Consider the following 25103-nt stretch of genomic DNA (forward strand, 5'->3'; position numbering starts at 1 on the left):
ATGAAGCCGGACGACCCCCGCCAACTCCGACTGCCGCTGCCCATGACCTCGGTTTCCGATCCTGCTGACTTCGCCGAATATGAGGCACAATGGGCCCGTGTGCGCGACTCGCTCCGTACCGAGTTCGGTGATGCCGCCTTCTATTCCTGGTTGAAGCCGCTGGCTCTCGCTTCGGTCGCCGATGGCCGGGTGACGATCCAGGTGCCGACCCGCTTCATGCGCGACTGGGTGGTGTCGCATTATGCCGACCGCATCCGCGTGCTGTGGTCATGGGAGAATCCGGCGGTGCGCCGGGTCGACATCGCCGTGGCCGGCGTGAAACCCGCGGCCGCGGAGGCGCCGGCACAGCCGGCCCCCCGGCCTGCCGAGGTGGTGGATCTGCCGCCGGTGCCGATGGCCGCGCCGGCGCCCATGACCTCCAGATCCGCTGTCGCCGTTGCCCCGGCCCGGGCTGCGGCACCGCGTGCCGCCACGGCGGCGGCGCCTGCGATCGTCATCGCCGACGGCGATGCCGAGGCGGAAGCGGGCAGCCGTGCGGCGGAGCGGATCGATCAGTGGTCGGCCGGACTGGACCCGCGCTTCACCTTCGACAATTTTGTCTGCGGCAAGCCTAACGAACTGGCCCATGCGGCGGCGCTTCGCGTCGCCGAAAGCGAAACGGTGCAGTTCAACCCGCTGTTCCTCTATGGCGGCGTCGGCCTGGGCAAGACCCATCTCATGCATGCCATCGCCTGGCATATCCGTGGCCGCAATCCGCGGCGCAAGGTCGTCTACATGTCGGCCGAAAAGTTCATGTACGAGTTCATCCGGGCGCTGCGCTACAAGGACACCATGGCGTTCAAGGAGCAGTTCCGCTCCGTGGACGTGCTGATGATCGACGACGTGCAGTTCATCAGCGGCAAGGACTCGACCCAGGAGGAGTTCTTCCACACCTTCAATGCGCTGGTCGACCAGAACCGTCAGATCGTGGTCTCGGGCGACCGCTCGCCGTCCGATCTGGATGGCATGGAGGAGCGGCTCCGTTCCCGCCTCGGCTGGGGCATGGTCGCCGACATCCATCCCACCACCTATGAACTACGCCTCGGCATCCTGCAGCAGAAGGCGGATCAGCTTGGGGCGGCGGTACCGGTGAAGGTGCTGGAATTCCTGGCCCATAAGATCGCCTCCAATGTTCGCGAACTGGAGGGTGCCCTCAACCGCGTTGTGGCGCATGCGACCCTGGTCGGCCGGGCGATCACGCTGGAGACCACCCAGGAGGTGCTGCAGGATCTGCTGCGCGCCAATGAGCGCCGGCTGACGATCGAGGACATCCAGAAGCGGGTGGCCGAGCATTTCAATATCCGCACCTCGGACATGCATTCCGCCCGGCGGTCGCGTGCGATCGCGCGGCCGCGGCAGGTGGCGATGTATCTGGCCAAGCAGCTCACCCAGTCCAGCCTGCCCGAGATCGGTCGCAAATTCGGCGGCCGCGACCATACCACCGTGATGCACGCGGTCAAAAAAGTGGAGGAACTGGCCGCTCAGGACGCCGGTTTCTCCGACGATATCGAGCTGCTGCGCCGGATGCTGGAGAGCTGAGCCGGCGGCATCCGCGCTGCCCTCTCCGTGTGGTCCGCATCCCGGTGACACCTGCCGTTACACTGGCTTCGCGCGCGCGCGGGCGGTATACTCCTAGCCCCTGACGGGGCCAGAGTCCGGAACCGTCTCCGGGGGTCGTCACCGCCCTCTCAGATCTGCCGGCCGGGCATGCCCCAAGCCGATCGACAGCCCTCACCGGGAGCGCACATGAAGCTGACCATCGAACGCGCCGCCCTGCTCCGCGCGCTGACCCACGTGCAGAGCGTCGTCGAGCGCCGCAACACGATTCCGATCCTGGCCAATGTGCAGGTCGAGGCGGAAGCCTCGGGCCGGCTGCGCCTGACCGCCACCGATCTGGATCTGTCGGTGGTGGAGGATGTGCCGGCGACGGTGGGACAGCCGGGGCGGACCACGGTGCCGGCGCACACCCTGCACGACATCGTCCGCAAGCTGCCCGACGGCGCCGAGGTCGAACTGGCGCTGGATGCCGCCAAGGGCCAGGTGAAGCTGACCGCCGGTCGCTATGCGTCGGCGCTGTCGGTGTTGCCGGCCGAGGATTTTCCCGAGATCGCCGAGGGCAACCTGCCCTTCGCCTTCTCGCTGCCGGCCGATGAGCTGAAGCGGCTGATCGACAAGACCCGCTTCGCCATCTCGACCGAAGAGACCCGCTATTACCTGAACGGCATCTATCTGCATGTGGCCGAGGGGCCGGATGGCCGGCGGCTGCGTGCGGTCGCGACCGATGGCCATCGTCTGGCCCGCGTCGAGGCGGATGTGCCCGAGGGGGCCGCCGGCATGCCCGGCGTGATCGTGCCCCGCAAGGCGGTCGGCGAGCTGCGCAAGCTGGTCGACGAGGTCGATGCCGAGGTGTCGGTGGCCCTGTCGGAAACCAAGATCCGTTTCGTCTTCGGCGACGTGGTCCTGGTCTCGAAGCTGATCGACGGCTCGTTCCCGGATTACGAGCGGGTGATCCCGGCCGGCAACGACAAGATGGTGCGGATCGACTGCAAGCCCTTCGCGGCCGCAGTGGATCGTGTCGCCACGATTTCGAGCGAGAAGTCGCGCGCCGTGCGGTTCTCGCTCACCGACGGCCGGCTCGATCTTGCCGTGACCAGCCCGGATAACGGCTCGGCGAGCGAAGAGCTGACGGTCGACTACGAAGGCCAGCACATCGATATCGGCTTCAATTCGCGCTATGTGCTCGATGTGGCCGGCCAGATCGACGGCGATCTGATGGAGCTGGCGATCGCTGACGGGGCCTCGCCGGTGGTGATCCGCGATACGGCGGATGCCGGTGCGCTCTATGTGCTGATGCCGATGCGGATTTGATCACGCTCGACCCCACCGATTTCCCGGAGCCCACCGCCGGCGCTGCGTCTCTGCGGCCGGGGGTGATGCGACCGGCCATTACCCGGCTGGTCCTGACCGGTTTCCGAAATTACCCGACGCTGCGTCTGGCGCTGGACCCGGCACCGGTGGTGCTGACCGGGCCCAACGGCGCCGGCAAGACCAATCTGCTTGAGGCCGTGTCCATGCTGGCCCCGGGACGCGGCCTGCGCGGTGCGCGACTGGGAGAGATGGACCGGCTGATCCCGGGCGTGGAGGGACGAAGCGGCGGCGGCTGGGCGGTGGCGGCGACGGTCGAGACCGCCGACGGGCCGGTCGAGGTCGGTACCGGCCTTGCCGGCGGCGGCCTGGAGCGCGAGCGCAGGATCGTCCGGGTCGACGGCCGCAATGCGAGTGCTGCGGAACTCGGGCGGCGCTGGTCGGTCCTCTGGGTGACGCCGGCGATGGATCGGCTGTTCGTCGAGGCGGCGGGCAATCGGCGGCGATTCTTCGACCGGCTGGTCTATGGGCTGGATCCCGACCATGCCGGGCGGATCGCGGCCTATGAGCAGGCGATGCGCGAGCGGGCGCGGCTGCTCCGCGACGGCCGGCGGGACCCCGCCTGGCTGGGCACGCTGGAGGCGACCATGGCCGCCAAGGGTGTTGCGATCGCGGCCGCGCGGCTGGGCTTCGCGAGTCAGCTGAAATCGGTTCTGGCGGCGGGCGGCCACGGCTTTCCCAAGGCCCGGATCGCGATCGAGGGCGAGGTTGAGGCGGCCCTGGCCGGCCAGCCCGCCCTTGCGGTGGAGGACGGGCTGGCCCGGCGGCTGGCCGAAAACCGGGGGATCGACGCCGATACCGGAACCACCCGGGCCGGTGTCCATCGCACGGATCTGGCCGTGACCCACGAGGGCAACGGCATGCCGGCGGCGCGCTGCTCCACCGGCGAACAGAAGGCGCTGCTGCTGGCCCTGGTGCTGGCGGTGGCACGGCTGAAACGGACGGTGGAAGGATCGGCGCCGATCCTGCTGCTGGACGAGGTGGCCGCCCATCTCGATGCCGAGCGGCGCGACGCGCTCTATGACGTGCTCGTCTCGCTCGGTGCCCAGGCCTGGCTTACCGGCACCGACCGCCCGCTCTTCGCCGGGCTCGGCGGCGGACGGGCGCAGTTCGTGCGGATCACCGATGCCTCGGCGATCCGCGACCAGATCGTCGACCCTGCCGGCACTCCCCTGCCGGCGGCGGGCGACCATGACCGAGGATGATGGAACCGGTTCGATGACAGAGCAGCCCGCACACTCCCCGTCCGAGACTGCCATCGCAGCCACGTCCTATGGCGCCGACTCGATCAAGGTCCTGCGTGGCCTGGATGCCGTGCGCAAGCGTCCCGGCATGTATATCGGCGACACCGACGACGGCTCGGGCCTGCACCACATGGTCTACGAGGTGGTCGACAATGCCATCGACGAGGCGCTGGCCGGCTGGTGCGACACCGTCGACGTGGTGCTGAACCCGGACGGATCGGTGACCGTGCGCGACAACGGCCGCGGCATTCCGGTGGACATCCACGAGGAAGAGGGCGTGTCGGCGGCCCAGGTCATCATGACTCAGCTGCATGCCGGCGGTAAGTTCGACCAGAACTCTTACAAGGTGTCGGGCGGTCTGCACGGCGTCGGCGTGTCGGTGGTGAATGCACTGTCGGAATGGCTGGAGCTGCGCATCTGGCGGGCGGGCAACGAGCATTTTATGCGCTTCCGCATGGGCGATGCCGAGGCCCCGCTGGAGATCGTGGGGCCGGCCGGTGACCGCACCGGCAGCGAGATCACCTTCCTGCCCTCGACCGACATCTTCACTAAGACCGATTTCGACGCCGCCACTCTGGAACGCCGCCTGCGTGAGCTGGCCTTCCTGAATTCGGGCGTCACGATCGAGTTTACCGATCTGCGAGCCGAGACGCCGGCCGTCCACCGCATGCATTACGAAGGTGGCATCGAGGCCTTCGTCCGCTATCTGGACCGCAGCAAGTCGCCGCTGCATTCGCTGCCGATCACGGTCTCGGGCGAGCGGGCCGGGATCACGGTCGAGGTCTCGATGCAGTGGAACGACAGCTATCACGAGAACGTTCTCTGCTTCACCAACAACATCCCGCAGCGGGATGGCGGGACCCATCTGGCCGGATTCCGTGCGGCGCTGACCCGCACGATCAACGCCTATGCGGCGTCTTCCGGCCTGGCCAAGCGCGAGAAGGTCGCGATCTCGGGCGAGGATGCGCGCGAGGGGCTGACCTGCGTGCTGTCGGTGAAGGTGCCGGACCCGAAATTCTCGTCGCAGACCAAGGACAAGCTGGTTAGTTCCGAGGTGAAGCCGGCGGTCGAGAACCTGGTGAGTGAGCGTCTGGACCAGTGGTTCGAAGAGCATCCGCAGGATGCCAAGGCGATCGTCGGCAAGGTGGTCGAGGCGGCGGTGGCGCGCGAGGCGGCCCGCAAGGCCCGCGAACTCACCCGACGCAAGAGCGCGCTCGACATCACCAGCCTGCCCGGCAAGCTGGCCGATTGTCAGGAGCGCGACCCTGCCAAGTCCGAGATTTTCCTGGTCGAGGGTGACTCGGCAGGCGGCTCCGCCAAGCAGGGCCGCAATCGTGCCAATCAGGCCATCCTGCCGCTGCGCGGCAAGATCCTGAACGTGGAGCGCGCCCGCTTCGACAAGATGCTGAGCTCGGCCGAAATCGGTACGCTGATCTCGGCGCTCGGCTGTGGCATCGGCCGGGACGATTTCGACCCAGACAAGCTGCGCTACCACAAGATCATCATCATGACCGACGCGGACGTGGACGGCAGCCACATCCGCACCTTGCTGCTGACCTTCTTCTACCGTCAGATGCCCGAGTTGATCAAACGCGGCCATCTGTTCATCGCCCAGCCGCCGCTCTACCGCATCAAGCGCGGGTCGAGCGAGGTGTATCTGAAGGGCGAGCTGGAGCTTGAGAACCACCTGATCGCTCAGGCGCTGGAGGATACCGTTCTCACCCTGGCCTCGGGGGCCCAGCATGCCGGCGGCGACCTGCGGGTGATCGTGGAGCGCTCACGCGATGTCGCCAACCAGCTGAAGGCGATCGCACGGCGTGCGCCGCTCTGGCTGCTGGAAGAAGCGGCCCTCGCCGGTGCGCTTTCCGAGGCGGCCTTTGCCGACCGGGCCGCGGCGGAACGCGCCGGCGCCGCCCTGGTCAGCCGGCTGGATGCCCGTGCCAACGAGCATGACCGCGGCTGGTCCTTCGCGGTCGAGACCGGTGCCGCGGAGGGCGAGATCGGCCCCTCGGCCGGTGCCGGCCGGGCGGGCGAGGTGCGGCGGATCCGGGTGCGCCGCGAACTGCGCGGCATGCAGGAAAGCTATGCCATCGATGCCAGCCTGTCGCGCGGCGGCGAGGCGCGGCTGATCAGCCGCCATCTGGCCGAACTCGGTCCGGTCTTCGACGGCGTCGCCACCATCGCCTTCGACAAGGGCCGGGAAGTGCGCGTCGTCGCCCCGCGCGAATTGTTCGAGGCGGTGCTGGAGGCCGGCCGCCGCGGCATTCAGGTGCAGCGCTATAAGGGCCTGGGTGAGATGAATGCCGACCAGCTGTGGGAGACCACCATGGATCCCAACAGCCGCACCCTGCTTCAGGTCCGCATCAACCATGCCGACGAGGCGGATGAAATCTTCACCACCCTGATGGGCGATGTGGTCGAGCCACGCCGCAACTTCATTCAGGATAACGCGCTGAACGTTTCCAACCTGGACGTGTAAAGCGCCGTATCTTGCTTCGCCTCCATTGCCTCCTCGCCCGGATTGCTCCTATATTTCAGAGTGATCCGGGCAAAAGAGGTCGGGATGAGCGTCAAACTGAATCTGATCCTGTCGGACGACCTCGGCCGCGAAATCGATCAGGCGGCAAGGGAGAGCGAGACCGACCGGAGTGAAATTTTCCGGAAGGCGCTCCAGCTGTATCTGGCAGCCCGGGAGGGCAAGCGGCGCGGATTAAAGCTCGGGCTCATTGAACCCGGATCTGAGCGCGTCGAGACCGAGATCGTCGGATTGTGAACACGATTGATCTCGATCGTCCTCCGTCGGGGCACAGGCTCGACGTGAAGATTTCTCCTGACGAAGCGGCCGGTGAGCGCCAGGTGCGTCTGTTCAAGGACGTCACCCTGTTTTTGATGGCCGCAGGCTTCGTCATTCTCATCATCGTCTTTTGCTTTTTGACGGTGACGTCGGTTGCTGCGTCTGTCGATGAGAAGAAGTGGGCGATGTCGGTTCTTTCTGCCGCAGCAGCCGGGTTGATCGGTTATCTGATTCGCAAATGAGGCGGGCCGCGGGTGCGGAGCTGCTCACCTGCGTCAATCGAACCGGAACGCCGAAACCGTCGTCTCCATCACCCGGTCGGAAAAGATCTTCCGGCCCCGCCCTTCGGGTGCTGCACCCGCGGTGACCATGAGCGGGATCAGGTGCTCTTCCGCCCGGGGCGGGTGGCAGAGCCGTGCCGCCGGGGCATCCGCCCACTCCGTCAGCAACTTATGGCGGGTGGCGGGGGCCGCCTCCACCGCACCGGTCAGCCAGGCGTCGAAGCTGTCGGAGACGGGCCCGAAGCGGGGATCGCCATAGCCGCGCATGTTGTGGAAGCTCATGCCGCTGCCCAGGATCAGCACACCCTCGTCACGCAAGGCGGCAAGGGCGACACCGGCGGCGAGATGGCTGGCCGGATCCAGATCATTGCGGATCGACAGCTGAACCACCGGCAGGTCGGCATCGGGGGCCGCGAGCAGCAGCGGGATGAACATGCCGTGATCGAAGCCGCGCGCAGGGTCGACCCGGGCCGCGAGGCCGGCTGCCCCAAGCAGGTCGACCACCCGGGCGGCGAGCGCGGGATCGCCGGGCGCCGGATAGCGCAGCTGGTAGGTATGTGGCGGAAACCCGTAATAGTCGTAGATCAGCTCCGGCGCCGCGGCACCGGTGACGGCAAAATCATCGGTCATCCAGTGGGCTGAGACCATCAGGATCGCCCGCGGTCGCACCGCAAGCCCCCGGATCAGCCCGCGCAGAAAATCGCCCATGCGGGTCCAGGTGTCGCGGGGCGTCCAGTCCATGAAGAAGCAGGGGCCGCCGCCATGGGGGATGTAGATCGCGGGCATGGGCGCGGTCGCGGCCTGGCTCATGGGGGCGTCCTCCGGCTGGGGTTCAATGCCGAGTATGCGTCCACCGGCTGATCCGGCAAAGTCGCATGAAGGTCACGACCTGGAACAGGCCGTTCCACGTAGTGTCCCGAGCTGGTATTCCCGTTCCGTTCAGAGACCTGTCGTTCATGCGCCGAGCTGCCATTCCCGTCCGTCGTGATCCCGTGCTGTCATCGGCTGCCGAGACCCCGGCCGGGGATGGCCCGCTTCTGATGGCCGAGCGTCGCACATCGGGTGGTGGCGCCAGGGCATCGGGCAGTGGCGGCGGTGGCGGGCGCCGTGGCGCGGGCAGGGGGGGAACCGGTGGCGGGGGCAGCCGGCCGCCGCGGCGCTGGTTCCGCCGGGCAGGCATTGCGCTCGGCGTGGTTGCCCTGATTTTCGCCGGCTATATCGCCTGGGTGCTGCGGGACCTGCCCTCGCTCGACGAGCTGAACAAGCCTGCGGCGGAGCCGGGTATCACCGTGCTGGCCCGCGACGGAACCGCGATCGCCGTCTATGGCCGGTTGACCGGCCGCCAGATCACGGTCAACGATCTGCCGCCGGCCCTGGTCGAGGCTGTGCTGTCGACCGAAGACCGGCGGTTCTACGACCACCCCGGCATCGACATCTTCGGCATCGGCCGCGCGGTCTATGCCAATCTTTCGGCCGGCCGGGTGGTGCAGGGCGGCAGCACCATCACCCAGCAGCTGGCCAAGATGCTGTTTCTGACTCCGGAACGCTCTTTCGAGCGCAAGCTGCGCGAAGCGGTGATGGCGCTCCGCCTGGAAGCGGTCTACGACAAGAACGAGATCCTGGCCCGCTATCTGAACCGCGCCTATTTCGGCGCCGGGGCCTATGGCATCGATGCGGCGGCCCGGCGCTATTTCGACAAGCCGGTCGAGGAGCTTGATGTCGGCCAGTCGGCGATGCTCGCGGGCCTCCTGCAGGCGCCGTCGGCCTATGCGCCGACATCGGCGGCCGAGCGGGCCGAGCGGCGGATGAGGGCGGTGGTCCAGAACCTGGTCGATGTCGGCTATCTGACGCCGGAGGCGGCGAAAGAGGTGCGGGTGCCGAAGCTTGCCCCCTCGGCCCGGGCGACGGTGGGGGCCACCAACCGGCGCTGGTTCGCCGATTGGGTGCTGGACCAGCTTTCGGCCCATCTGGAGCCCACCACCCGCGACATCGTGGTCCGCACCAGCCTGGATGCGGAGTTGCAGAGTGCGGCCGAATCGGCCGTGAGCGAGGTTCTGGCCGCCGACGGACCGAAGCTTAAGGCCGGCCAGGGGGCCTTTGTGGCGGTGGCGCCCGATGGCGGCGTGCTCGCGATGGTCGGTGGCCGGGACTATCGTGCCAGCCAGTTCAACCGGGCGACCCAGGCCTGGCGCCAGCCCGGATCGACCTTCAAGCTGTTCGCCTTTCTGGCGGCGCTGGAGGCGGGCTGGGAGCCGAACACTCTGGTGCTGGATGCACCGGTGACGGTGGATGGCTGGTCGCCAGCGAATTTCGAGCCGGACTATGCGGGCGAGGTGCCCCTGGTCCAGGCGGCCGTGCGCTCGCTCAACACTGCGACCGTGCGGGTGGCGGAAGAGGTCGGGCGCGACCGGGTGATCGCGACCGCCCGCCGTCTGGGCCTGTCGGGCGACCTGCCGCGGGTCCCGAGCGTGACCCTGGGGACGGGGTCGGAGAACCTGCTGGAGATGACGGCGGCCTATGCGGCGCTAGCCAATCAGGGGCGCCCGGTTCAGCCCTGGGCGATCGAGGAGGTGCGGGCAGCCGACGGAACCGTGCTCTATCAGCGCGCCGCGCCGGAACCGGCCGAACCGGTGCTGTCTGCCCATACGGTCCAGGCGATCAACGCCATGCTGGTCAAGGCGGTGGAGACCGGCACCGGCCGTGCCGCGCAGCTGCGCGGCGCCGTGATCGCGGGTAAGACCGGCACGACCCAGGATTACCGCGATGCCTGGTTCATCGGCTATACCGGCGCGGTCGCGGCGGGGGTCTGGGTCGGCAATGACGATGATGCGCCGATGCGCGGCGTAACCGGCGGCCGGTTGCCGGCCAAGATCTGGGCACGCGCGATGTCGGAAGGGGGCGGCCGGATGATGCTGGTACCGCCGCCGGTCCTGGAGATCAATGCGCCGGCGCCGGTGGTGCCCCCGTCGGACGACCCGCTCTCGCGCCTGCTGCGCGGCCTGTTCGGCGAGGAGAGTGCCGCCCCTGCCCGGCCCGGGCAGCCGTCGGCGCAGCAGCCGGCGCGCCCGGCACCCTCTCAGCCCTCGCGTCTGTCCAATCCGCCGGCCTATCCCGGAGAGCGCTTCGACCGCTGACAGCCCGCGGTTCAGACCGACCGGTTGGGCCGGTGGACCAGCAGCCGGTTGGCGGTGAGCGCGATGGCGGCGAGCACCAGGATGGTGCCGGCGATCGGGATCGGCGTGCCGTCGGCAAGCGGTGCCGTGGCCGCCGCGACGATGCCGCCCGTGGTCATCTGGGTGCTGCCGATCAGTGCACTGGCGGTACCGGCCATATGGGGATAGGGCAGGATGGCCGCGGTAAAGGCCTGGGGCAGGGCGAAGCCGGCACCGGCGAGCAGGAAGGCGGCGCCGGCCGTGACACCGAGGGCGGTGTCGGTGCCGGTCAATGTCTGGGCCAGCATGACCAGGCCGCCGGTGGCCATCAGGCAGAGCCCGATGGTCAGCAGGCGCAGCGAGCCGAGCCGCATGACCAGCCGCCCGCCGATGCCCGCGCCCGCCACATAGCCGGCGACCGCCAGCCCGAAATACAGACCGAAACGTTCGGGCCGGATGCCGTAGCCCTCGATCAGCAGCACCGAGGAATTCGACACCCAGGCGAAAAGGGCGCCGAAGGCCGAACAGGTGCAGATGCCGAGACCGACGAAGCGCCGGTCGTGGAGCAACTCGCCCATCGCTCTCAGGATCGCGACCGGCCGGATCCGGCTGAGATCGCGATTGGTGATCGGCTCCGGCAGGATGGTGACCGCGCTTGCGATCAGCAGGATGCCGATCACACCGAGGGCGGCGAAATTGCCGCGCCAGCCGAACAGCACCTCGATCTGACCGCCGATCATCGGCGCCACCATGGGGGCGAGTGCGGTCGCCGAGGTGATCGAGGCGAAGACCGATCCTGCGCGTTCGGGCGGAAACAGATCGCGGACCAGGGCGCGGCCGATCACGGCCCCGGCACAGGCGCCGGCCCCCTGCAGCACCCGGGCCATGACCAGCTGGTCGATGGTCGCGGAATAGAGACAGAGAACCGAAGCCACCACCTGCACCGCCATGCCGGCGATCAGCACCGGCCGGCGGCCCAGCGCATCCGAGACGGGGCCATAGACCAGCTGGGCAAGGGCCAGCCCCCACATATAGCCGGTCAGGGTCAGCTGCGCGGTTGCGGCATCCGCGCCCAGATCCCGCCCCATCGTCGGCAGCGAGGGAAGATAAAGATCGGTCGAGAGCGGCCCGAGGGCGGTCAGCGCGATCAGAACCAGGGTGATACCGCGGCTGGGGGCGGCACCGCGGCCGGGGCCGGAGGTGGGGAAGGACATTGCGGCGATGCCGATCGGAAGCGCGTGGAGACCTGCCAGCTTATAGGCCGTCGGGCGGTGCCGGCCAAGGGGGACGCCTCGATCGCCAGGATCGTCATAGAGTCTCGCTTTGTGAGACACATTTCACCGGACAGGATTTCACGTCTTAGCCTGAAGAATACTCATGCATGACATGCGGAGCTCTGATGCCAGAATAATGTCAGCAGTGCTGACGTGTCTGTCCGGAAATAAGAGCGAAATTACAGTAGGTTGTGGAATATAAGCGGGACCACGGCCATTCGGGGCCGCCTGGGACAGGTTGTTGCGTGATGAGCGTGTCCGTCATTCTATGGTGACATGTTGTTCCGCGATAATCGCGAATAAATTGACGGACCGCTGCCTGCGGAGTTATATCTCCCCCACATGTTGAGGCCCGGACGCAGGGGCCCCCCGGAAATCCGACGTCCGCCCCAGCGGGCGGCGCCGGCAGCGAGGGACTCCGCCGACGGAGCGCGCCCCGTAGCTGGAGAGGATTTGAGCGTGACGATCAATGCAGGTCTCGAAGGGATTGTCGTCGCCGAGACGGATCTGTCGCTTGTCGACGGCAAGAACGGCTATCTGGTCTATCGCGGGAACTGGGCCAAGGATCTCGCGATCTCCCGCACCTACGAAGATGTGGTTCACCTGCTGTGGCGCGGCCACCTGCCTGACGAACGCGAGAGCGAGGCCTTCCGCGCCGAACTGGCGGCCCGCCGCAAGCTTCCCGACTATCTGAAGACGATCATCCGGGCGCTGCCGCCCGAGACCGACACCATGAGCGTGCTGCGCACGGCGACCTCGGCGATCGGCGATCGCAGCTTCGCCTGGCCCCCCACTTTCGAGCAGGCCTCGGAGATCCTCGCCAAGGCGCCGACGATCATCGCCTATCGCAATGCGCTGAACACCGGTCGCGACCCGATCGAGCCGGATGAGAGCCTCGGCCATGCCGAGAACTATCTCTATATGCTCCATGGCGAAAAGCCGACCCGCGTCCACACCCGTGCGCTCGACGCCTATATCATCCTGACCGCGGAGCACGGGCTCAATGCCTCGACCTTCACCGGCCGGGTGATCACCTCGACCCGCTCGGACATCGCGTCTGCGATCACCGGCGCGATCGGTGCGCTGAAGGGCCCGCTTCATGGCGGTGCGCCCTCGGAAGTCGACACGATGCTCGAAGAGATCGGCACCAAGGAGAATGCCGAGCCCTGGCTGCGCCAGCAGATCGAGGCCGGCGAGCGTCTGATGGGCTTCGGCCACCGGGTCTACAAGACCATGGATCCGCGCGCCGTGGCACTCCGCCAGGTGTCGGACAGCTTTGCCGGCGAGGATCCCTGGTTCGATCTCTCGGTCCATGTCGAGGAGACCGCGGTCCGGCTGCTGTCGGAATACAAGCCCGGCCGCAATCTTTATCCGAATGTCGAGTTCTGGGCGGCGGCGGTGCTGCGCGGCGTGCGCATCCCGACCGACCTTTATACTCCGACCTTCGGGCTGGCGCGCATGGCCGGCTGGTCGGCGCATATCCTGGAACAGGCCGACAAGAACCGCCTGATCCGGCCCGAATCGACCTATGTCGGCGAGATGCCCAAGGCGTCCTGATCTCCGGCTTCTGATGCAGAAAGGCCGACCGTCCCGGTCCGGGGCGGCCGGCCTTTCGTTTGTGCAGATCCTTGTCGTGACTGATCAGTCGTGCGGCAGAGGGCTCACGCGCCAGTGGCCGGGGCGCTTCGGATCTGCCGCCAGCCTGCGGGCGCACCAGTCCAGCAGATCGGCCATGCCCTCTTCCACCGGCCAGGCGGGGTTGACCGCGATCAGCCCGGTGGTGGTCATCCCGTCGGAGGTGCTGCCGGGGGGCAGGATCGACAATTCGGCGCGCAGACCTTCCACATGGGGCGGCAGGGCGCGACCGATCCTCCGTGCCAGATCTTCGGCGGCCTCGGCCCGCTTCACCGGGTACCAGATCAGATAGCTGCCGCTGGCCCAGCGTTCGATCGCGGCCTCCATGGCGCGGGCCAGACGATCGAACTCGTCCACCTCTTCGAAAGGTGGGTCGATGATGGCGAGGCCGCGCCGTTCCCCCGGCGGCAGGCAGGCTTTCAGCACGCCGTAGCCGTCGTGACGCAGCACTTCGATCCGCGGGCCCGGGCGCGGGGCGCGGGCGCCCAGCACCCGTTCCAGCCGTGCACGCACCGGATCGACGGTCTCGGCTGCGATCAGCCGGTCGCCTGGACGCATGGCAAGGGCGGCAATGAGGGGAGAGCCGGGATAGCGTCGGCGCGTGCCGACGGCACCGCGGCCGTCATCCACCGCATCCAGTGCCCGGCGCAGCCCGGCAATCAGCGCCGGTTCGTCCGGGGCCGGTCGGTCGGCGATGCGGAAGATGCCGCCGCGGGCCTCGCCGCTGCGCAGGCTTTCGGGGGCCTCGAGGTCGTAGAGCCCTGAACCGGCATGGGTATCGATCACCACGAAGGGCTTCGACTTGCGGGCCAGATGGGCGACCGTGGCGGCCAGCGCCGCGTGCTTGACGATGTCGGCAAAATTGCCGGCGTGGAAGTCGTGGGCGTAGTTCATGCCTGGGGCGGGCCTGTTCTGGAAATGCCATGGGCGGTCACCGGATGGTGACCGCCCCGGCGTCTTTCGACAAGGCCTGCCTGGCCGGGATCAGCCCTGCATCGTCTGGGTCGGCTTCGAGAAGTGCACATCTTCGGGCTTCAGCCCATAGAAGCGCATCGCATTGGGGCCGAAGATCAGATCCTTGTGCGCATCGGGCACGTCGTCGCGCTCGCGGATCGAGCCGAAGGCTTCACCCAGCTTGCCGCCGGCATAATGGGTGTGCGGGAAGTCCGCGGCCCCCAGAATGCGATCGGCGCCGATCAGATCGACGAAGGCCGGCAGGTTGGCCTCGTCACCCTCGACGGTGAAGTAGATCTCGCGCTCGCGCAGATAGTCGATCGGGGCCTTTTCCGCCGGCCAGACCTCGGCCGCGGGCGTCACCCGCCACTTGTCCATCCGGTCGAGCACGGTGGGGAACCAGCTGGCGCCACCTTCCAGGAAGCCGACCTTCAGCGACTTGAAGCGATCGAGGATGCCGCCACCCAGGAAGCTGAAGAAGCCGAAGACGATGGTCATCTCGAAATTCAGGATGAAGGCTGCGGCCGGGCTGTCGAGGCCTTCGCCGATGCCGTCATGGGCCCAGCCGACATGGACGCAGATCGGCAGGCCGACCTCTTCCGCCGCCGCCCAGACCGGATCGAACCGACGATCATGCAGCAGAACCGATCCGACCGTGCCCAGCACCATCAGCGAGGTTGCTCCCAGAGCCTTGGCGCGATGCACTTCCTTCACCGCCTGATCGGGCAGGCGCATCGGCAGAAGGGCCGCCCATTTCAGCCGGGTCGGCTTCTTGCCGCAGGTTTCGGCCATCCAGCTGTTATACGACCGCATCAGCGCCGCCTCGAACAGCGGATCGCGGGTCAGCGGCTGGAGGAAAAGGGTCGAATAGATCGTCGCCACGTCCAGCTGGATCTCGTCCATCTTCGCACAATAGGCGTCGACGTCGAGAATGCCCTGGATAGCGGTGCTGACCGGCTTCAGCTTCGCATAGTCGGTGACGATCGGGCTGGCATGACAGGACGCCTGATAGCCCTGCATCTTGGGCCGCATCTCGCCGTCGATCAGCCAGGCATAGTTGCGCTGGGTCCGATGGGCGATCATGTCGCCGATATGGACGATCTTGGGCCGCCGGTGCCAGTAGGCGCGGTCCAGATGATCGAAGATGCCGTCATGATCCTCGATATGAGAATCGGCATCGATGAAGGGGTGTTTCTTCTCGGCCGACGCGAAAGCGCCACGCCGGTTCGGAACGGGCTGATAGGTCATCGGGCTGCTCCGCCGTGCTGCCTGCCTGAAATGGCAAATGTCTCATTCTGCGAGACGATTTCGGGCGATCCACCATTGCGTGATATTGGCCGCCCCGTCCTAGCCAAAAATGAGCACCGCAAACCGGCTTGTCAATTTTTGCGATCTATTCATCCTGAAATAATCACCGGAGCCGCGATCTCGCGGACTTTCGGCGGCAAATGTCTCGTTCTGTGATACTTGTGGGGATGAATTGCTCGTAGAGGTTGAGAAAACGGGTTGCCGGTTAGATAGCGATGTTTTAGGGTCATCCAACTGATGGTAGATAATCCGTCAGGATAGTCATCGGTGGGAACGATCGCCAGCAGCATCGCACCGGTACAAAGCCGGGCGAGGTCGCGCCGGAAGGGACGGTGGCAGGCGACGGAACCAGGGCAAGTGGCGCGGGCGATGCGGCGGGCAAGCCGGCTTCGTCTGCGAAGCGGGGCAGTCGCGAACGGGGGGCCGGCGGGGCCAAGACCTGCCGGCGTGAAGACGCAGACCGGATGTGAAGTGCTGAGCGGCAGCCGCCGCCATGCGCCGTGGGTGGCCCATTGCCCGCAATCCGGTGTGAGGATCAGCCCTGACGGCACGCGACCTGTTCCTTCGAAGGGAGCATGTCCGATGCATCATGATCTTCCGACCGTCGCGGCCAGCGGGTTCCGGACAGCCAGACTGGTTGACGCCTCTCTGGCCGACGGCCGCGGTGCAACGGCACCGACGGCGGAGCGGCTGGACATTCTGCTGGCCCTCGACGATCTGGGCATCGATGCGGCGCTGATCGGCTATCCGGCGGCCCGGCCCGCAGATCTGGCGCTGGTGGAGGCGAGCCGCGCACGCTGTCGGCAACTGACCCGCATGGTCTGCACGGCGCTTGCCGATGCGCCGGTCCTGGCGGATCTGCTGGGCCGGGGCGAGCCGACGGAAAGCGGGCCGCCGATCGAGGTCGTGCTGGAATGCGGCACGGACCCGCGTCTGGCCGAGGGTGCGGATCCGGTGGCACTGCTGACCGGCGCGATCATCCGTCTGGCACCCCGGGCACCCGTCTGGGTCGAGCTTGCGGCGATTGCTGCAGCCGCTCCCGAAATGCTGCGGAGCCTGGTTCATGCCGCTCTTGCGGCCGGCGCCCGGGGGCTGATCCTTGCCGATACCACCGGCCGGATGCTGCCGGCCGAGACGGCGGCCACGATCGGCATGCTGCGGGCGATCACCGGCCCGACGATCCCGGTGATCGTGGCACCGGCCGACGATCTGGGCCTTGCTACCGCGAATGCGCTGGCAGGCCTTGCCGCCGGCGCCGATGGGGTGCTGGGTGCCATCGGCGGTTTGGGGGAGCGCGCCGGCCTGGTGCCGATCGAGGAGGTCGCGACCGCCATCCGTTATCGCCCGGATCACGTCCGACTGGATCACGCCATCGATCTCGCGGCCCTGGTCCGCACGGGCATGACGATCGCGGAAAGGCTTTCGGTCGATCTGGGGCGCAATAAGGCGCTGCTCGGCGACTACGTCTTCGGAACGGCTGCCGGGCTGCATCAGCACGGGCTGCTCAATCATCCGATCACTTACGAATATCTCGACCCGGCGGATTTCGGCCGCGAGCGGCGGATCCTGATCGGTCGCCATTCGGGGCGTGCAGTGCTGCGCGCCCGGCTGACCGAGGTCGGGATCAATCTGGATCCGGCAGGGCTGGAGGCCGTCTATCAGGCGGTGATGCGCAGCGCCGATCCCGAACGGTTCAACGACACGGCCGAGCTGGTCGCGCTCCACCGCCGGCTCTCGGCCGGGGATGCGGTCGCAGGCCCTGTCGCCCACGTCAGTCAGGGGGCATGAGGACGATGGAAGTAGCGCTTGGCGTACCCGATGACGAGGTCGTCGACGATGCCGAGGTGGAGCATGTGCTGGGGGTCATCCGCGGCGGCGGCCTGACCCTGCTCAAAGCCAATATCGGTTACGGGCTGATCGGCCATACCGAACGGTCGATCCGCCGGATGTACGAGGTGAAGGGGCGGCCGCTGACCAACCCCTGCATCACCATCGGCAGCATCGATGTGCTGCGCGACCTGGTGATCATGGAGGATCCCCGGCTGCTGGACTGGATTGCCGAGGTGTCGGAGATGACGACGCTGGCGGTGATCAACCGGCTCAACCCCGACAGCCGGCTGTTTGCCAAGCTGACGCCTCATGTCCGTCGGCAGTGCAGCGAGAACGGCACGGTCGCGACCTTCATCCGGACTGGCGCGTTCATCGAGCAGCTGGTCGAGAAGGCGCTGGCCGAAGACATCCTGCTGGTCGGATCCTCGGGCAACATCTCATCCACAGGCAATCGCTATACCTTCGCCGACGTCCAGCCGCAGGTTCTGGAGGGTGTGGATTTCTGGCACGAGAAAGGTGACGCCAAGTATCTCAACGACCAGAAACTGGCGACCAGCATCGTCAACCTGACGAACTTCACCTTCCGCCGCAAGGGCGTGAACCACGAGTACATCGCGGCCAGCCTCGACGCTTTCAGATCGCGAACCGGCCTCTGAGGTCGGGCCGGCCTCTGACGTCGGTCGTGCGACGGCGACACGGGATGCAGTTTCCAGGGACATGGACAAGTCGGCCCGCCCGCGGCGGGCTTTCGGAAGGACGATGACGCATGTCGGAATATTTTGAGGAGTTCGACCGGATCATCCAGGCCAACAAGTATTCACGCCACTCCTTCGTGAAGGAGATCGAGGCGGGCCGGGTGACGCGGGAACAGATGAAGCGCTGGGCGATCCAGAAGTATCATCAGGTCTATCTGCAGAACAGCTGCTACAGCGGCATTCATGCCAACAGCTGGCACGAGGACGTCCGCGCCTTCGAAATGGAGCAGCTGATCGCCGAGGAAACCGCGATCGCCGATGGGTCGGACAGCCATTACAACCTGATGAAGCGCTTCGCGCTGGCGCTAGGGGCGACCGAGGCCGAGATCCGGGAGACCCCGGTGGCGCCGGAAGTCTGGGATTTCGTGACCTATCTGGTCGGCCACTGCCGGAACAATCATTTCGTCTATGGCATCCTGGCGATTTATGTGAACGAAAGCCAGACCTCGGAAAGCGCGATGAAGATGTATCGGGCGCTCAAATCCGGCTTCCAGTTGGATGATCGTGCGCTCGAATGGTTCACCGTTCATGGTGAAGCCGATATCGAGCATTCGTCGCACGCCAAGGATCTGATCGTGAAATACGCTCATGAGGCGCCGAACTTCGAATGGCGCGGCCGGCAGGTGGTCGAGACCGGGTCGAAGATGTGGACCAAGCTCCACGACTTCTACTACGGGGTCATCACCGGCTGAGACCGGGCCGGGTTCCGCCGCGGCGGCGTCGGGGGAGGCCGCCGCGGCGGATGCCGGATCGTCAGGATGTCGCCGGGCTTTTGCCCCGCCGCTTCATCGCCGCCATGGCCAGGGCGACCAGGATCGTGCCGACGATGAAGACGAAGGCCGCGGCGGCGATCGCCGGGCTGATGTTCTCGCGGATGGTCGAGAACATCTGCCGGGCGAGGGTGCGCTGATTGGGTCCGGCGACGAACAGGGTGAGCACCACCTCGTCGAGCGAGGTGGCGAAGGCCAGCACCGCGCCCGAGGCAACCCCGGGCATGGCCAGCGGCAGGGTCACCCGCCGGAAGACGGTGACCGGCGAGGCGCCCAGGCTGAGAGCGGCGAGTTCGACCCGCCGGTCGATGCCGGCGAGCGCACCGGTGACGCTGACTACCACGAAGGGGATCGCCACCACCGCATGGGCGACGATGACGCCCAGATAGCTGCTGGCGATGCCGAGCCGGACGAACAGCACCTGCATGCCGACCCCCAGCACCACGGCAGGCACGACCATGGGCAGCAGGAACAGCGTCCGGGCGATGCCGGCGAAGGGCAGGCGGCGGTTGCGCAGACCGAGCGAGGCGGCGGTGCCGAGCACCGTGGCCAGCAGGGTCGCCCCGGTGCCGATGATCAGGCTGTTCACGATGGAGCGCTGCCAGACCGCCGCCGTCGCCAGTTCCTCGAACCAGCGGGTTGAGAATTCCGGGATCGGATAGGTCAGGAAGACGCTGGAGGTGAAGGCGAGCGGCAGGATCGCCACAAGCGGCGCCACCAGGAAGATCACCACCGCAAGCGCATAGAGCAGTTTGAACGCCTTGGGCATGGGCTGTCAGCTCCTTCCCGTGGCAGGGTCGGCCGAAAGCCGGCCATAGACCGCATAGAGCAGCAGGGTGACCACCAGCAGCACCAGGCCGAGCGCGCCGGCCATGCCCCAATTGGCCGAACCCGTGGCATAGAAGGCGATGACCGAGCTGATCATCTGGTCGCCGGGGCCGCCGATCAGGGCCGGGGTGATGTAGTAGCCGATGGCCGTCATGAACACGAGCAGCGCGCCCGAGGCGAGGCCGCGGAAGGCGAGCGGGAACACCACGCGCAGGAAGGCCCGGAGCGGGTTGGCACCCAGAGAGGCTGCGGCCGGCACCAGATTTCTGGGGATGGCGATCAGCACGCTGTAGATCGGCAGCACCATGAAGGGCAGCAGGACGTGGGTCATGGCGATCACCACGCCCAGGCGGTTGAAGATCATCGGCACCGGCGCGCCGACGATGCCGAGGCCGAGCAGCAGATCGTTGATCAGCCCCTTTTCCTGCAGGATCACGAACCAGGCCGCAGTGCGCACCAGCAGAGAGGTCCAGAGCGGCAGCAGCACGGCGGCGAGCAGCAGATTGCGCTTCCAGCCCTCGGCCGCCGCGATCAGCATGGCATAGGGAAAGCCGATCAGGGCGCAGGCGATGGTGACCAGGGCTGCGATCCAGAAGGTGCGCAGCATGATCACCCGGTTGGCCGAAGCCTCGTCGGCCATCGACACCACCTCGCCCGCGGCGTCGCGCTTCAGATCGACGGCGGCGAGCAGGTGACGATCCGTATAGGGGGAAAGCGCGCCGGCGATCGCCTGCCAGTAGCGGGGTTGATCCCATCGGCGGTCGACCTCGGCCAGGTCGGCCGGCATGTCGCCATCCTCGATCGCCCGGATGGTCTTCGACATCAGGGTGCGGAAGCCCGACTGGGCGCTGTTCAGCCGGCGGACCATGTCGCCGACCGCCTGGGTATCGGTCGCCGCCGTCAGATCCTCGACGATGGCCGCCTTCATCTCGGGCGTCGGCGGCGACTGACGATCCCAGTCGGCGGCGACCTCGGCGGTGCGGGGCAGAATGCGCAGCACCGCCGGATCCGACACCGCCTGCGACATCATCGTGGCCAGCGGCCAGAGGAAGAAGATGCCCAGGAAAAGCAGCAGCGGCGCCAGCAGCAGCGCTGCGGCGCCCTTCGACCCGCCGCCGCTCATGGGGCGATGACCCGGCAGTCGGCCGGGCGGAATTCGGCGAAAACCTCGGTTCCGGGCGCCCATTCGCGCGATTTGCGGTCGAGCCGGACGGTGAAGCCATGCGCCCCGCCGTCCAGTTGCACCCTCAGATGATCGCCCTGATATATGCAGTCGGCGACCCGGGCCGCCAGGCTGTTGCCGGTGCCGCCCGGGCGCTCCGCCAGCTCGATCCGCTCGGGGCGGATCGACAGCAGAACCTCCTGGCCGCGGACGACCGGTTCGGCGACCGCGGCGACGACATGGCCGCCGGCGGCCAGGGCGATGCGGGCTTCGGCCCCCGCGCTGTCTTCCACCCGGCCCTCGGCGAGATTGGTCTCGCCGATGAACTCGGCCACGAAGCGGGTGCGGGGTTCGTCGTAGATTTCGCGCGGCGAGCCGATCTGCTCGATCCGGCCGTGGTTGAACACCGCGATCCGGTCGGACATCGTCAAGGCTTCGGACTGGTCGTGGGTCACGAAGACGATGGTTAGCCCCAGCCGGTTGTGCAGGGCGCGGATGTCGAGCTGCATCTGTTCGCGCAGCTGCTTGTCGAGTGCACCCAGCGGCTCGTCCATCAGCACCACCCGGGGTTCGAAGACCAGCGCGCGGGCAAGGGCCACACGCTGCTGCTGTCCCCCGGAAAGCTGAGACGGCCTGCGATCGGCCAGCGCCGAGAGCTGGACCATGTCGAGCACCCGTGCCACCCGCTCGGCGATCTCGGCGCGGCCGGTGCCGCGCATCTGCAGCGGAAAGGCGATGTTCTCGCCCACGGTCATGTGGGGGAACAGGGCATAGCTCTGGAACACCACGCCCATATTGCGGCGATGGGGCGGCAGGTCGTTGATCGGCTGGCCGTCGAGCAGGATGGTGCCGGCCGTGGGGTTTTCGAAGCCGGCCAGCATCATGAGCAGGGTGGTCTTGCCCGAGCCGGATGGCCCGAGCAGGCTGACGAATTCTCCCTCGGCAATATCGAGGGTCAGGTCGTTGACGACCGTCAGGGCTCCGTACGACTTGCTGATGCCGTCGAAGCGGATGCGAACGTTTTCCAACAGCGTCCTCCAGCTCTGACCGGGTCGGCGCTGAGGTGGGCGAAGGATCGTGCGGGGGAACGATGCCGCGCCGGGCGGGTGTCGCCACCCGCCCCTCGCGCCGGTCGCGGGCTCAGCGCGCCAGCCAGGCGTTGAAGCGCCGGGTCAGTTCCTCGGAATTGTCGATCCAGAAATCGACGTCGAGCGGGATGGCATCGGCGATATTGGCCGGCGCCGTCGGCAGGTCGGCTGCGTATTTGGGATCGACCATGGCGGCCGCTTCCTTGTTCGGCAGACCATAGGCAATCGTCGCCGGCAGCTTGATCATATTCTCGGGCGCGCTTGCGAAGGCGATGAAGTCCTGGCCGGCCGCCGCGTTTTCGGCGCCTTTCAGAACCACCCAGCTGTCGATCGCATAGATGCTGCCCGGCCAGACCACCTTGAACTGCTTGCCCTCGGCCTTGTTGATGGCGGTGATGCGCCCGTTATAGGCCGTGGTCATCGCCACCTCACCCGAGGCGAGCAGCTGCAGCGGCTGGGCGCCGGCTTCCCACCAGACCAGGTTGGGCGAAAGTTCATCCAGCTTCTTGAAGGCGCGGTCCACCCCTTCGGGCGTGCCGAGCACATCGTAGATCTCGTCCTTCGGCACGCCGTCGGCGAGCAGGGCGAATTCGAGCGTATACTTGGCGCCCTTGCGCAGGCCCCGCTTGCCCGGGAACTTCTCGACATTCCAGAAATCGGCCCAGGTCTTGGGGCCGTCGGCGAGCTTCGCGCCGTCATAGGCGATGGCGGTGCTCCAGACGATGGCGCCCACGCCGCACTCACTGCCCGACTGGGCCAGGAACTTGTCCTTGCCGCCGAGTTTTGCCCAGTCGATGGTCTCGTAAAGGCCGTCGGCGCAGCCCAGCGCCAGCTCTTCGGCCTCGACCTGGACCACGTCCCAGTTGGGCGCGCCGGCCTTCACCTTTGCCTGCAGCACGCCATAGCCGCCATCCCACGATTCGTCCAGCAAGGGCTTGCCGGTCTTGGCGGCGAAGGGCTTGAAATAGATCTCGCGCTGCGCGTCCTGATAGTTTCCACCCCAGGAAACCACGGTCAGATCCCGGGCGAGTGCCGGTTGACTTGCGGCGATGCAGATGCCCGCCAGAAATACACCACCGGCCCCGATGTTCCGGAATACGCTCTTCATAGGAACAGCCTCCCCTGGCTTCCCTGGTCTTGCCCCCTTCTCAGGATGTCCTCACACCAGAATCCCCAACGTCGTTGCGACGACTGTGAGTGCAGCCTGAGCGTCATAATTGCTGCATCTTTTCCGGCGCACCGCAACATCTTTTGATGGCATGTCGACGAGTGGACATCCTGCCGCAGCGGTATGCAGAGGGGCCAGCGCCGGCCGGGTCACTCTCCCGGTCGTTCTCCGGATCACTCTCCGGAGGCGAGCAGGCGGCCGTCGCGGCGGGCGGCGCGGGTCGCGCGGGTGAAGGCCACCGCCGCCATCACGACCAGCACGCCGTCCAGCGCGAAGGCCCAGGCCAGATGGCGCCAGGGAATGGTGCCGTCGATCAGCACCTGACGCATGCCTTCGAAGATATGCGCGGAGGGCAGGATCCAGGCGACCGGCTGCAGCCAGCCGGGCAGCACCTCGATCGGGTAATAGATGCCCGAGATCGGCTGCAGCACGAAGATCGCCGCCCAGGCCAGCCCCTCGGCACCGAGCCCGACCCGGAGCAGCAGGCTGGCCACCATCAGCCCGATCGACCAGCCCATGATCATCAGCGCCGCGAGGAAGGGCAGCAATGGCCAGCCGAGGGTGAAGATGTCGTAATGGTAGAGCGGCCAGGCCAGGGCAGCCGCGGCCCCTGTGCCGATCGCGACCCGGATACCGGCGACCGTGAGCATGGCCGCGATCATTTCCCAAGGGCGGAGCGGGCTGACGAAGAGGGTGGCGAGGTTGCGGGCCCAGATCTCTTCGAGCAGGGCGAGGTTGACCCCCAGCTGCGAGCGGTAGAGCACCTCCCAGAGCAGCAGGCCCGAAAGCAGGGTGCCGGCGGCCTGGGCCAGCCAGTCGGTGCGCGTGGTGAGGAAGACGGTGATGAAGCCCCAGAGCAGCATCTGCATCGTCGGCCAGTAGACGATCTCGACGAGCCGGGCCCACGAACTGAACAGCAGGCGCAGATGGCGCAGCACCAGCGCCTGGATGCGCTGCAGGGAAGCAGCGGTGCCGGTGAGCCGCTCGGGCGCCTCGCTCAACGCCGCCTCCATCGCGGCGGTGGGTGGCATCATCCGTTCGTGGTTCATGCCCCCTCCGCAGGCTGCATTTCGGGCGACCGGGCGACGTCGAGGAAGACGTCTTCCAGGCTGGCACGGCCGTAGCGGGTCAGGAGCTCCGCAGGCGTGCCGTCGTCGACCACCCGGCCGGTGCGCATCATCAGCACCCGATGGGCCAGCCGCTCCACCTCGCCCATATTGTGCGAGGCGAGCAGAATGGCGGCGCCCGACAGGTCGCGGAACCGTTCCAGCAGCCCGCGCAGCCGGTCGCCGGTATCGGGGTCGAGCGAGGCGGTCGGCTCGTCGAGCAGCAGCAACTCCGGCCGGTTCAGCATCGCCTTGGCGAGCGAAACCCGGGTCTTCTGCCCGGCCGAGAGCCGCCCGGTCGGGCGGTCGAGCAGGGCGTCGAGGTCGAAGGCGGCCGAGATCTCGCGCACCCGTCGCGCCGGATGGGCAATGCCGTAAAGCCGGGCATAGACATCCAGATTCTGGCGCACGGTCAGCCGGTGGGGCAGGTCGACATAGGGCGAGGAGAAATTCATCCGCGGCAGGGCCCGCTTGCGATCGCGGGTCATGTCCTCGCCGAACAGCCGGATCCGGCCGGCGGTCGGGATCACCACACCCAGGATCATCGACATCGCCGTGGTCTTCCCGGCGCCGTTTCCGCCGAGAAGTGCAACGGTTTCGCCACGCCGGACGGTGAAATCGAGGCCGGCGACCGCTTCGACGGTGCCGTAGGTCTTGCGCAGGTGCTCGACGGCAAGGACGATCTCGGTCATGGATACGCCGTTCGGCCGGTGGGGCTCAGGAAAGGGTGCAAACCCTGTCGGGCCTGCAGGCTGTTCGATCGAAGGTGGTCCGGTGCCGGCCGGGGGTC

At 67.2% G+C, this 25103-nt stretch carries 21 protein-coding genes; 11 read left to right on the forward strand and 10 right to left on the reverse strand.

The window, feature by feature from the left end:
• Positions 1-42: 42 nt before the first annotated feature.
• The 6 genes from dnaA (at position 43) to TMO_RS00030 (ending at position 7244) form a co-directional block, all read left to right on the forward strand.
• Entirely contained in the window at positions 43-1578 is a 1536-nt protein-coding gene (gene dnaA / locus TMO_RS00005) for a chromosomal replication initiator protein DnaA (RefSeq protein WP_051045416.1), read from the forward strand.
• A gap of 207 nt (positions 1579-1785) precedes the next feature.
• Positions 1786-2907 carry a DNA polymerase III subunit beta gene (gene dnaN / locus TMO_RS00010; RefSeq protein WP_014743521.1) on the forward strand — a complete coding sequence of 374 codons (1122 nt, stop codon included), beginning with the start codon at positions 1786-1788 and terminating at the stop codon, positions 2905-2907.
• Positions 2904-4169 carry a DNA replication/repair protein RecF gene (recF, locus tag TMO_RS00015; RefSeq protein ID WP_014743522.1) on the forward strand — a complete coding sequence of 422 codons (1266 nt, stop codon included), beginning with the start codon at positions 2904-2906 and terminating at the stop codon, positions 4167-4169. Before dnaN ends, recF begins: the two co-directional genes overlap by 4 nt.
• Positions 4170-4182: 13 nt before the next feature.
• On the forward strand, positions 4183-6687 hold the full coding sequence (gene gyrB / locus TMO_RS00020) for a DNA topoisomerase (ATP-hydrolyzing) subunit B (protein ID WP_014743523.1): 2505 nt from the start codon (positions 4183-4185) through the stop codon (positions 6685-6687).
• An 84-nt stretch (positions 6688-6771) separates the two neighbouring features.
• Positions 6772-6981, forward strand: a complete 210-nt coding sequence (locus TMO_RS00025) for a ribbon-helix-helix protein, CopG family (RefSeq protein WP_014743524.1) — start codon at positions 6772-6774, stop codon at positions 6979-6981.
• Positions 6978-7244 carry a hypothetical protein gene (locus TMO_RS00030; protein ID WP_014743525.1) on the forward strand — a complete coding sequence of 89 codons (267 nt, stop codon included), beginning with the start codon at positions 6978-6980 and terminating at the stop codon, positions 7242-7244. Before TMO_RS00025 ends, TMO_RS00030 begins: the two co-directional genes overlap by 4 nt.
• A 33-nt stretch (positions 7245-7277) precedes the next feature.
• Here TMO_RS00030 and TMO_RS00035 read toward each other — a convergent pair whose 3' ends face one another.
• Complete coding sequence (locus TMO_RS00035) at positions 7278-8093, reverse strand: DODA-type extradiol aromatic ring-opening family dioxygenase (protein WP_014743526.1); 816 nt, start codon at positions 8091-8093, stop codon at positions 7278-7280.
• A 230-nt stretch (positions 8094-8323) separates the two neighbouring features.
• Here TMO_RS00035 and TMO_RS00040 point away from each other — a divergent pair, with 230 nt between their 5' ends.
• Positions 8324-10417, forward strand: coding sequence for a transglycosylase domain-containing protein (locus TMO_RS00040; RefSeq protein WP_051045277.1), 2094 nt, complete (start codon positions 8324-8326; stop codon positions 10415-10417).
• A gap of 11 nt (positions 10418-10428) precedes the next feature.
• On the opposite strand, the gene TMO_RS00045 is transcribed toward TMO_RS00040, so the two are convergent.
• Positions 10429-11649, reverse strand: a complete 1221-nt coding sequence (locus tag TMO_RS00045; RefSeq protein ID WP_014743528.1) for a multidrug effflux MFS transporter — start codon at positions 11647-11649, stop codon at positions 10429-10431.
• 519 nt (positions 11650-12168) lie between these two features.
• Between TMO_RS00045 and TMO_RS00050 the strand changes: the two genes are divergently transcribed.
• Complete coding sequence (locus tag TMO_RS00050) at positions 12169-13266, forward strand: citrate synthase/methylcitrate synthase (RefSeq protein ID WP_014743529.1); 1098 nt, start codon at positions 12169-12171, stop codon at positions 13264-13266.
• Positions 13267-13350: 84 nt separating this feature from the next.
• Here the strand turns inward: TMO_RS00050 and TMO_RS00055 are convergent, their stop codons facing one another.
• Positions 13351-14238: a 23S rRNA (adenine(2030)-N(6))-methyltransferase RlmJ gene (locus tag TMO_RS00055; protein ID WP_014743530.1), complete on the reverse strand. Its 888-nt coding sequence runs from the start codon at positions 14236-14238 to the stop codon at positions 13351-13353.
• Between the two features lie 90 nt (positions 14239-14328).
• Complete coding sequence (locus tag TMO_RS00060; protein ID WP_014743531.1) at positions 14329-15546, reverse strand: amidohydrolase family protein; 1218 nt, start codon at positions 15544-15546, stop codon at positions 14329-14331.
• Between the two features lie 642 nt (positions 15547-16188).
• On the opposite strand from TMO_RS00060, the gene TMO_RS28895 reads away from it, so the two are divergent.
• From TMO_RS28895 to TMO_RS00075, 3 genes are all read left to right on the forward strand, one after another.
• A complete protein-coding gene (locus TMO_RS28895) occupies positions 16189-17394 on the forward strand; it encodes a pyruvate carboxyltransferase (RefSeq protein ID WP_014743532.1) in 1206 nt (401 codons plus the stop codon).
• A 5-nt stretch (positions 17395-17399) separates the two neighbouring features.
• A complete protein-coding gene (locus tag TMO_RS00070) occupies positions 17400-18092 on the forward strand; it encodes a Sua5/YciO/YrdC/YwlC family protein (RefSeq protein WP_014743533.1) in 693 nt (230 codons plus the stop codon).
• A 110-nt stretch (positions 18093-18202) separates the two neighbouring features.
• Positions 18203-18883 (forward strand): TenA family transcriptional regulator, encoded by a 681-nt coding sequence (locus TMO_RS00075; RefSeq protein ID WP_014743534.1) that lies wholly within the window; start codon positions 18203-18205, stop codon positions 18881-18883.
• Positions 18884-18944: 61 nt separating this feature from the next.
• Here the strand turns inward: TMO_RS00075 and TMO_RS00080 are convergent, their stop codons facing one another.
• The 6 genes from TMO_RS00080 to TMO_RS00105 form a co-directional block, all read right to left on the reverse strand.
• Complete coding sequence (locus TMO_RS00080) at positions 18945-19730, reverse strand: ABC transporter permease (RefSeq protein ID WP_014743535.1); 786 nt, start codon at positions 19728-19730, stop codon at positions 18945-18947.
• Positions 19731-19736: 6 nt separating this feature from the next.
• Positions 19737-20912 (reverse strand): ABC transporter permease, encoded by a 1176-nt coding sequence (locus tag TMO_RS00085; RefSeq protein WP_014743536.1) that lies wholly within the window; start codon positions 20910-20912, stop codon positions 19737-19739.
• Positions 20909-21979 (reverse strand): ABC transporter ATP-binding protein, encoded by a 1071-nt coding sequence (locus TMO_RS00090; RefSeq protein WP_014743537.1) that lies wholly within the window; start codon positions 21977-21979, stop codon positions 20909-20911. Before TMO_RS00090 ends, TMO_RS00085 begins: the two co-directional genes overlap by 4 nt.
• A gap of 112 nt (positions 21980-22091) precedes the next feature.
• Positions 22092-23147, reverse strand: a complete 1056-nt coding sequence (locus tag TMO_RS00095; protein WP_014743538.1) for an ABC transporter substrate-binding protein — start codon at positions 23145-23147, stop codon at positions 22092-22094.
• Positions 23148-23380: 233 nt separating this feature from the next.
• The gene (locus tag TMO_RS00100; protein ID WP_014743539.1) at positions 23381-24256 is read right to left on the reverse strand and encodes an ABC transporter permease; all 876 of its coding nucleotides are present in this window, start codon (positions 24254-24256) and stop codon (positions 23381-23383) included.
• Positions 24253-25005: an ABC transporter ATP-binding protein gene (locus TMO_RS00105; protein WP_014743540.1), complete on the reverse strand. Its 753-nt coding sequence runs from the start codon at positions 25003-25005 to the stop codon at positions 24253-24255. The genes TMO_RS00100 and TMO_RS00105 overlap by 4 nt, the downstream gene beginning before the upstream one ends.
• Positions 25006-25103 lie beyond the last annotated feature (98 nt).

The sequence above is a fragment of the Tistrella mobilis KA081020-065 genome (genome assembly GCF_000264455.2).
Lineage (GTDB): Bacteria > Pseudomonadota > Alphaproteobacteria > Tistrellales > Tistrellaceae > Tistrella > Tistrella mobilis.

Bases quoted from the DNA above. Each gene is read 5' to 3' on its own strand.
- TMO_RS00045 (WP_014743528.1), bottom strand. From the start codon at position 11,649: ATGTCCTTCCCCACCTCCGGCCCCGGCCGCGGTGCCGCCCCCAGCCGC.
- TMO_RS00100 (WP_014743539.1), bottom strand. From the start codon at position 24,256: ATGAACCACGAACGGATGATGCCACCCACCGCCGCGATGGAGGCGGCG.
- TMO_RS00105 (WP_014743540.1), bottom strand. From the start codon at position 25,005: ATGACCGAGATCGTCCTTGCCGTCGAGCACCTGCGCAAGACCTACGGC.
- TMO_RS00080 (WP_014743535.1), bottom strand. From the start codon at position 19,730: ATGCCCAAGGCGTTCAAACTGCTCTATGCGCTTGCGGTGGTGATCTTC.
- TMO_RS00085 (WP_014743536.1), bottom strand. From the start codon at position 20,912: ATGAGCGGCGGCGGGTCGAAGGGCGCCGCAGCGCTGCTGCTGGCGCCG.
- TMO_RS00060 (WP_014743531.1), bottom strand. From the start codon at position 15,546: ATGACCTATCAGCCCGTTCCGAACCGGCGTGGCGCTTTCGCGTCGGCC.
- TMO_RS00075 (WP_014743534.1), top strand. From the start codon at position 18,203: ATGTCGGAATATTTTGAGGAGTTCGACCGGATCATCCAGGCCAACAAG.
- TMO_RS00095 (WP_014743538.1), bottom strand. From the start codon at position 23,147: ATGAAGAGCGTATTCCGGAACATCGGGGCCGGTGGTGTATTTCTGGCG.
- TMO_RS00025 (WP_014743524.1), top strand. From the start codon at position 6,772: ATGAGCGTCAAACTGAATCTGATCCTGTCGGACGACCTCGGCCGCGAA.
- TMO_RS00035 (WP_014743526.1), bottom strand. From the start codon at position 8,093: ATGAGCCAGGCCGCGACCGCGCCCATGCCCGCGATCTACATCCCCCAT.
- TMO_RS00055 (WP_014743530.1), bottom strand. From the start codon at position 14,238: ATGAACTACGCCCACGACTTCCACGCCGGCAATTTTGCCGACATCGTC.
- dnaN (WP_014743521.1), top strand. From the start codon at position 1,786: ATGAAGCTGACCATCGAACGCGCCGCCCTGCTCCGCGCGCTGACCCAC.
- TMO_RS28895 (WP_014743532.1), top strand. From the start codon at position 16,189: ATGCATCATGATCTTCCGACCGTCGCGGCCAGCGGGTTCCGGACAGCC.
- TMO_RS00040 (WP_051045277.1), top strand. From the start codon at position 8,324: ATGGCCGAGCGTCGCACATCGGGTGGTGGCGCCAGGGCATCGGGCAGT.
- TMO_RS00070 (WP_014743533.1), top strand. From the start codon at position 17,400: ATGGAAGTAGCGCTTGGCGTACCCGATGACGAGGTCGTCGACGATGCC.
- gyrB (WP_014743523.1), top strand. From the start codon at position 4,183: ATGACAGAGCAGCCCGCACACTCCCCGTCCGAGACTGCCATCGCAGCC.
- dnaA (WP_051045416.1), top strand. From the start codon at position 43: ATGACCTCGGTTTCCGATCCTGCTGACTTCGCCGAATATGAGGCACAA.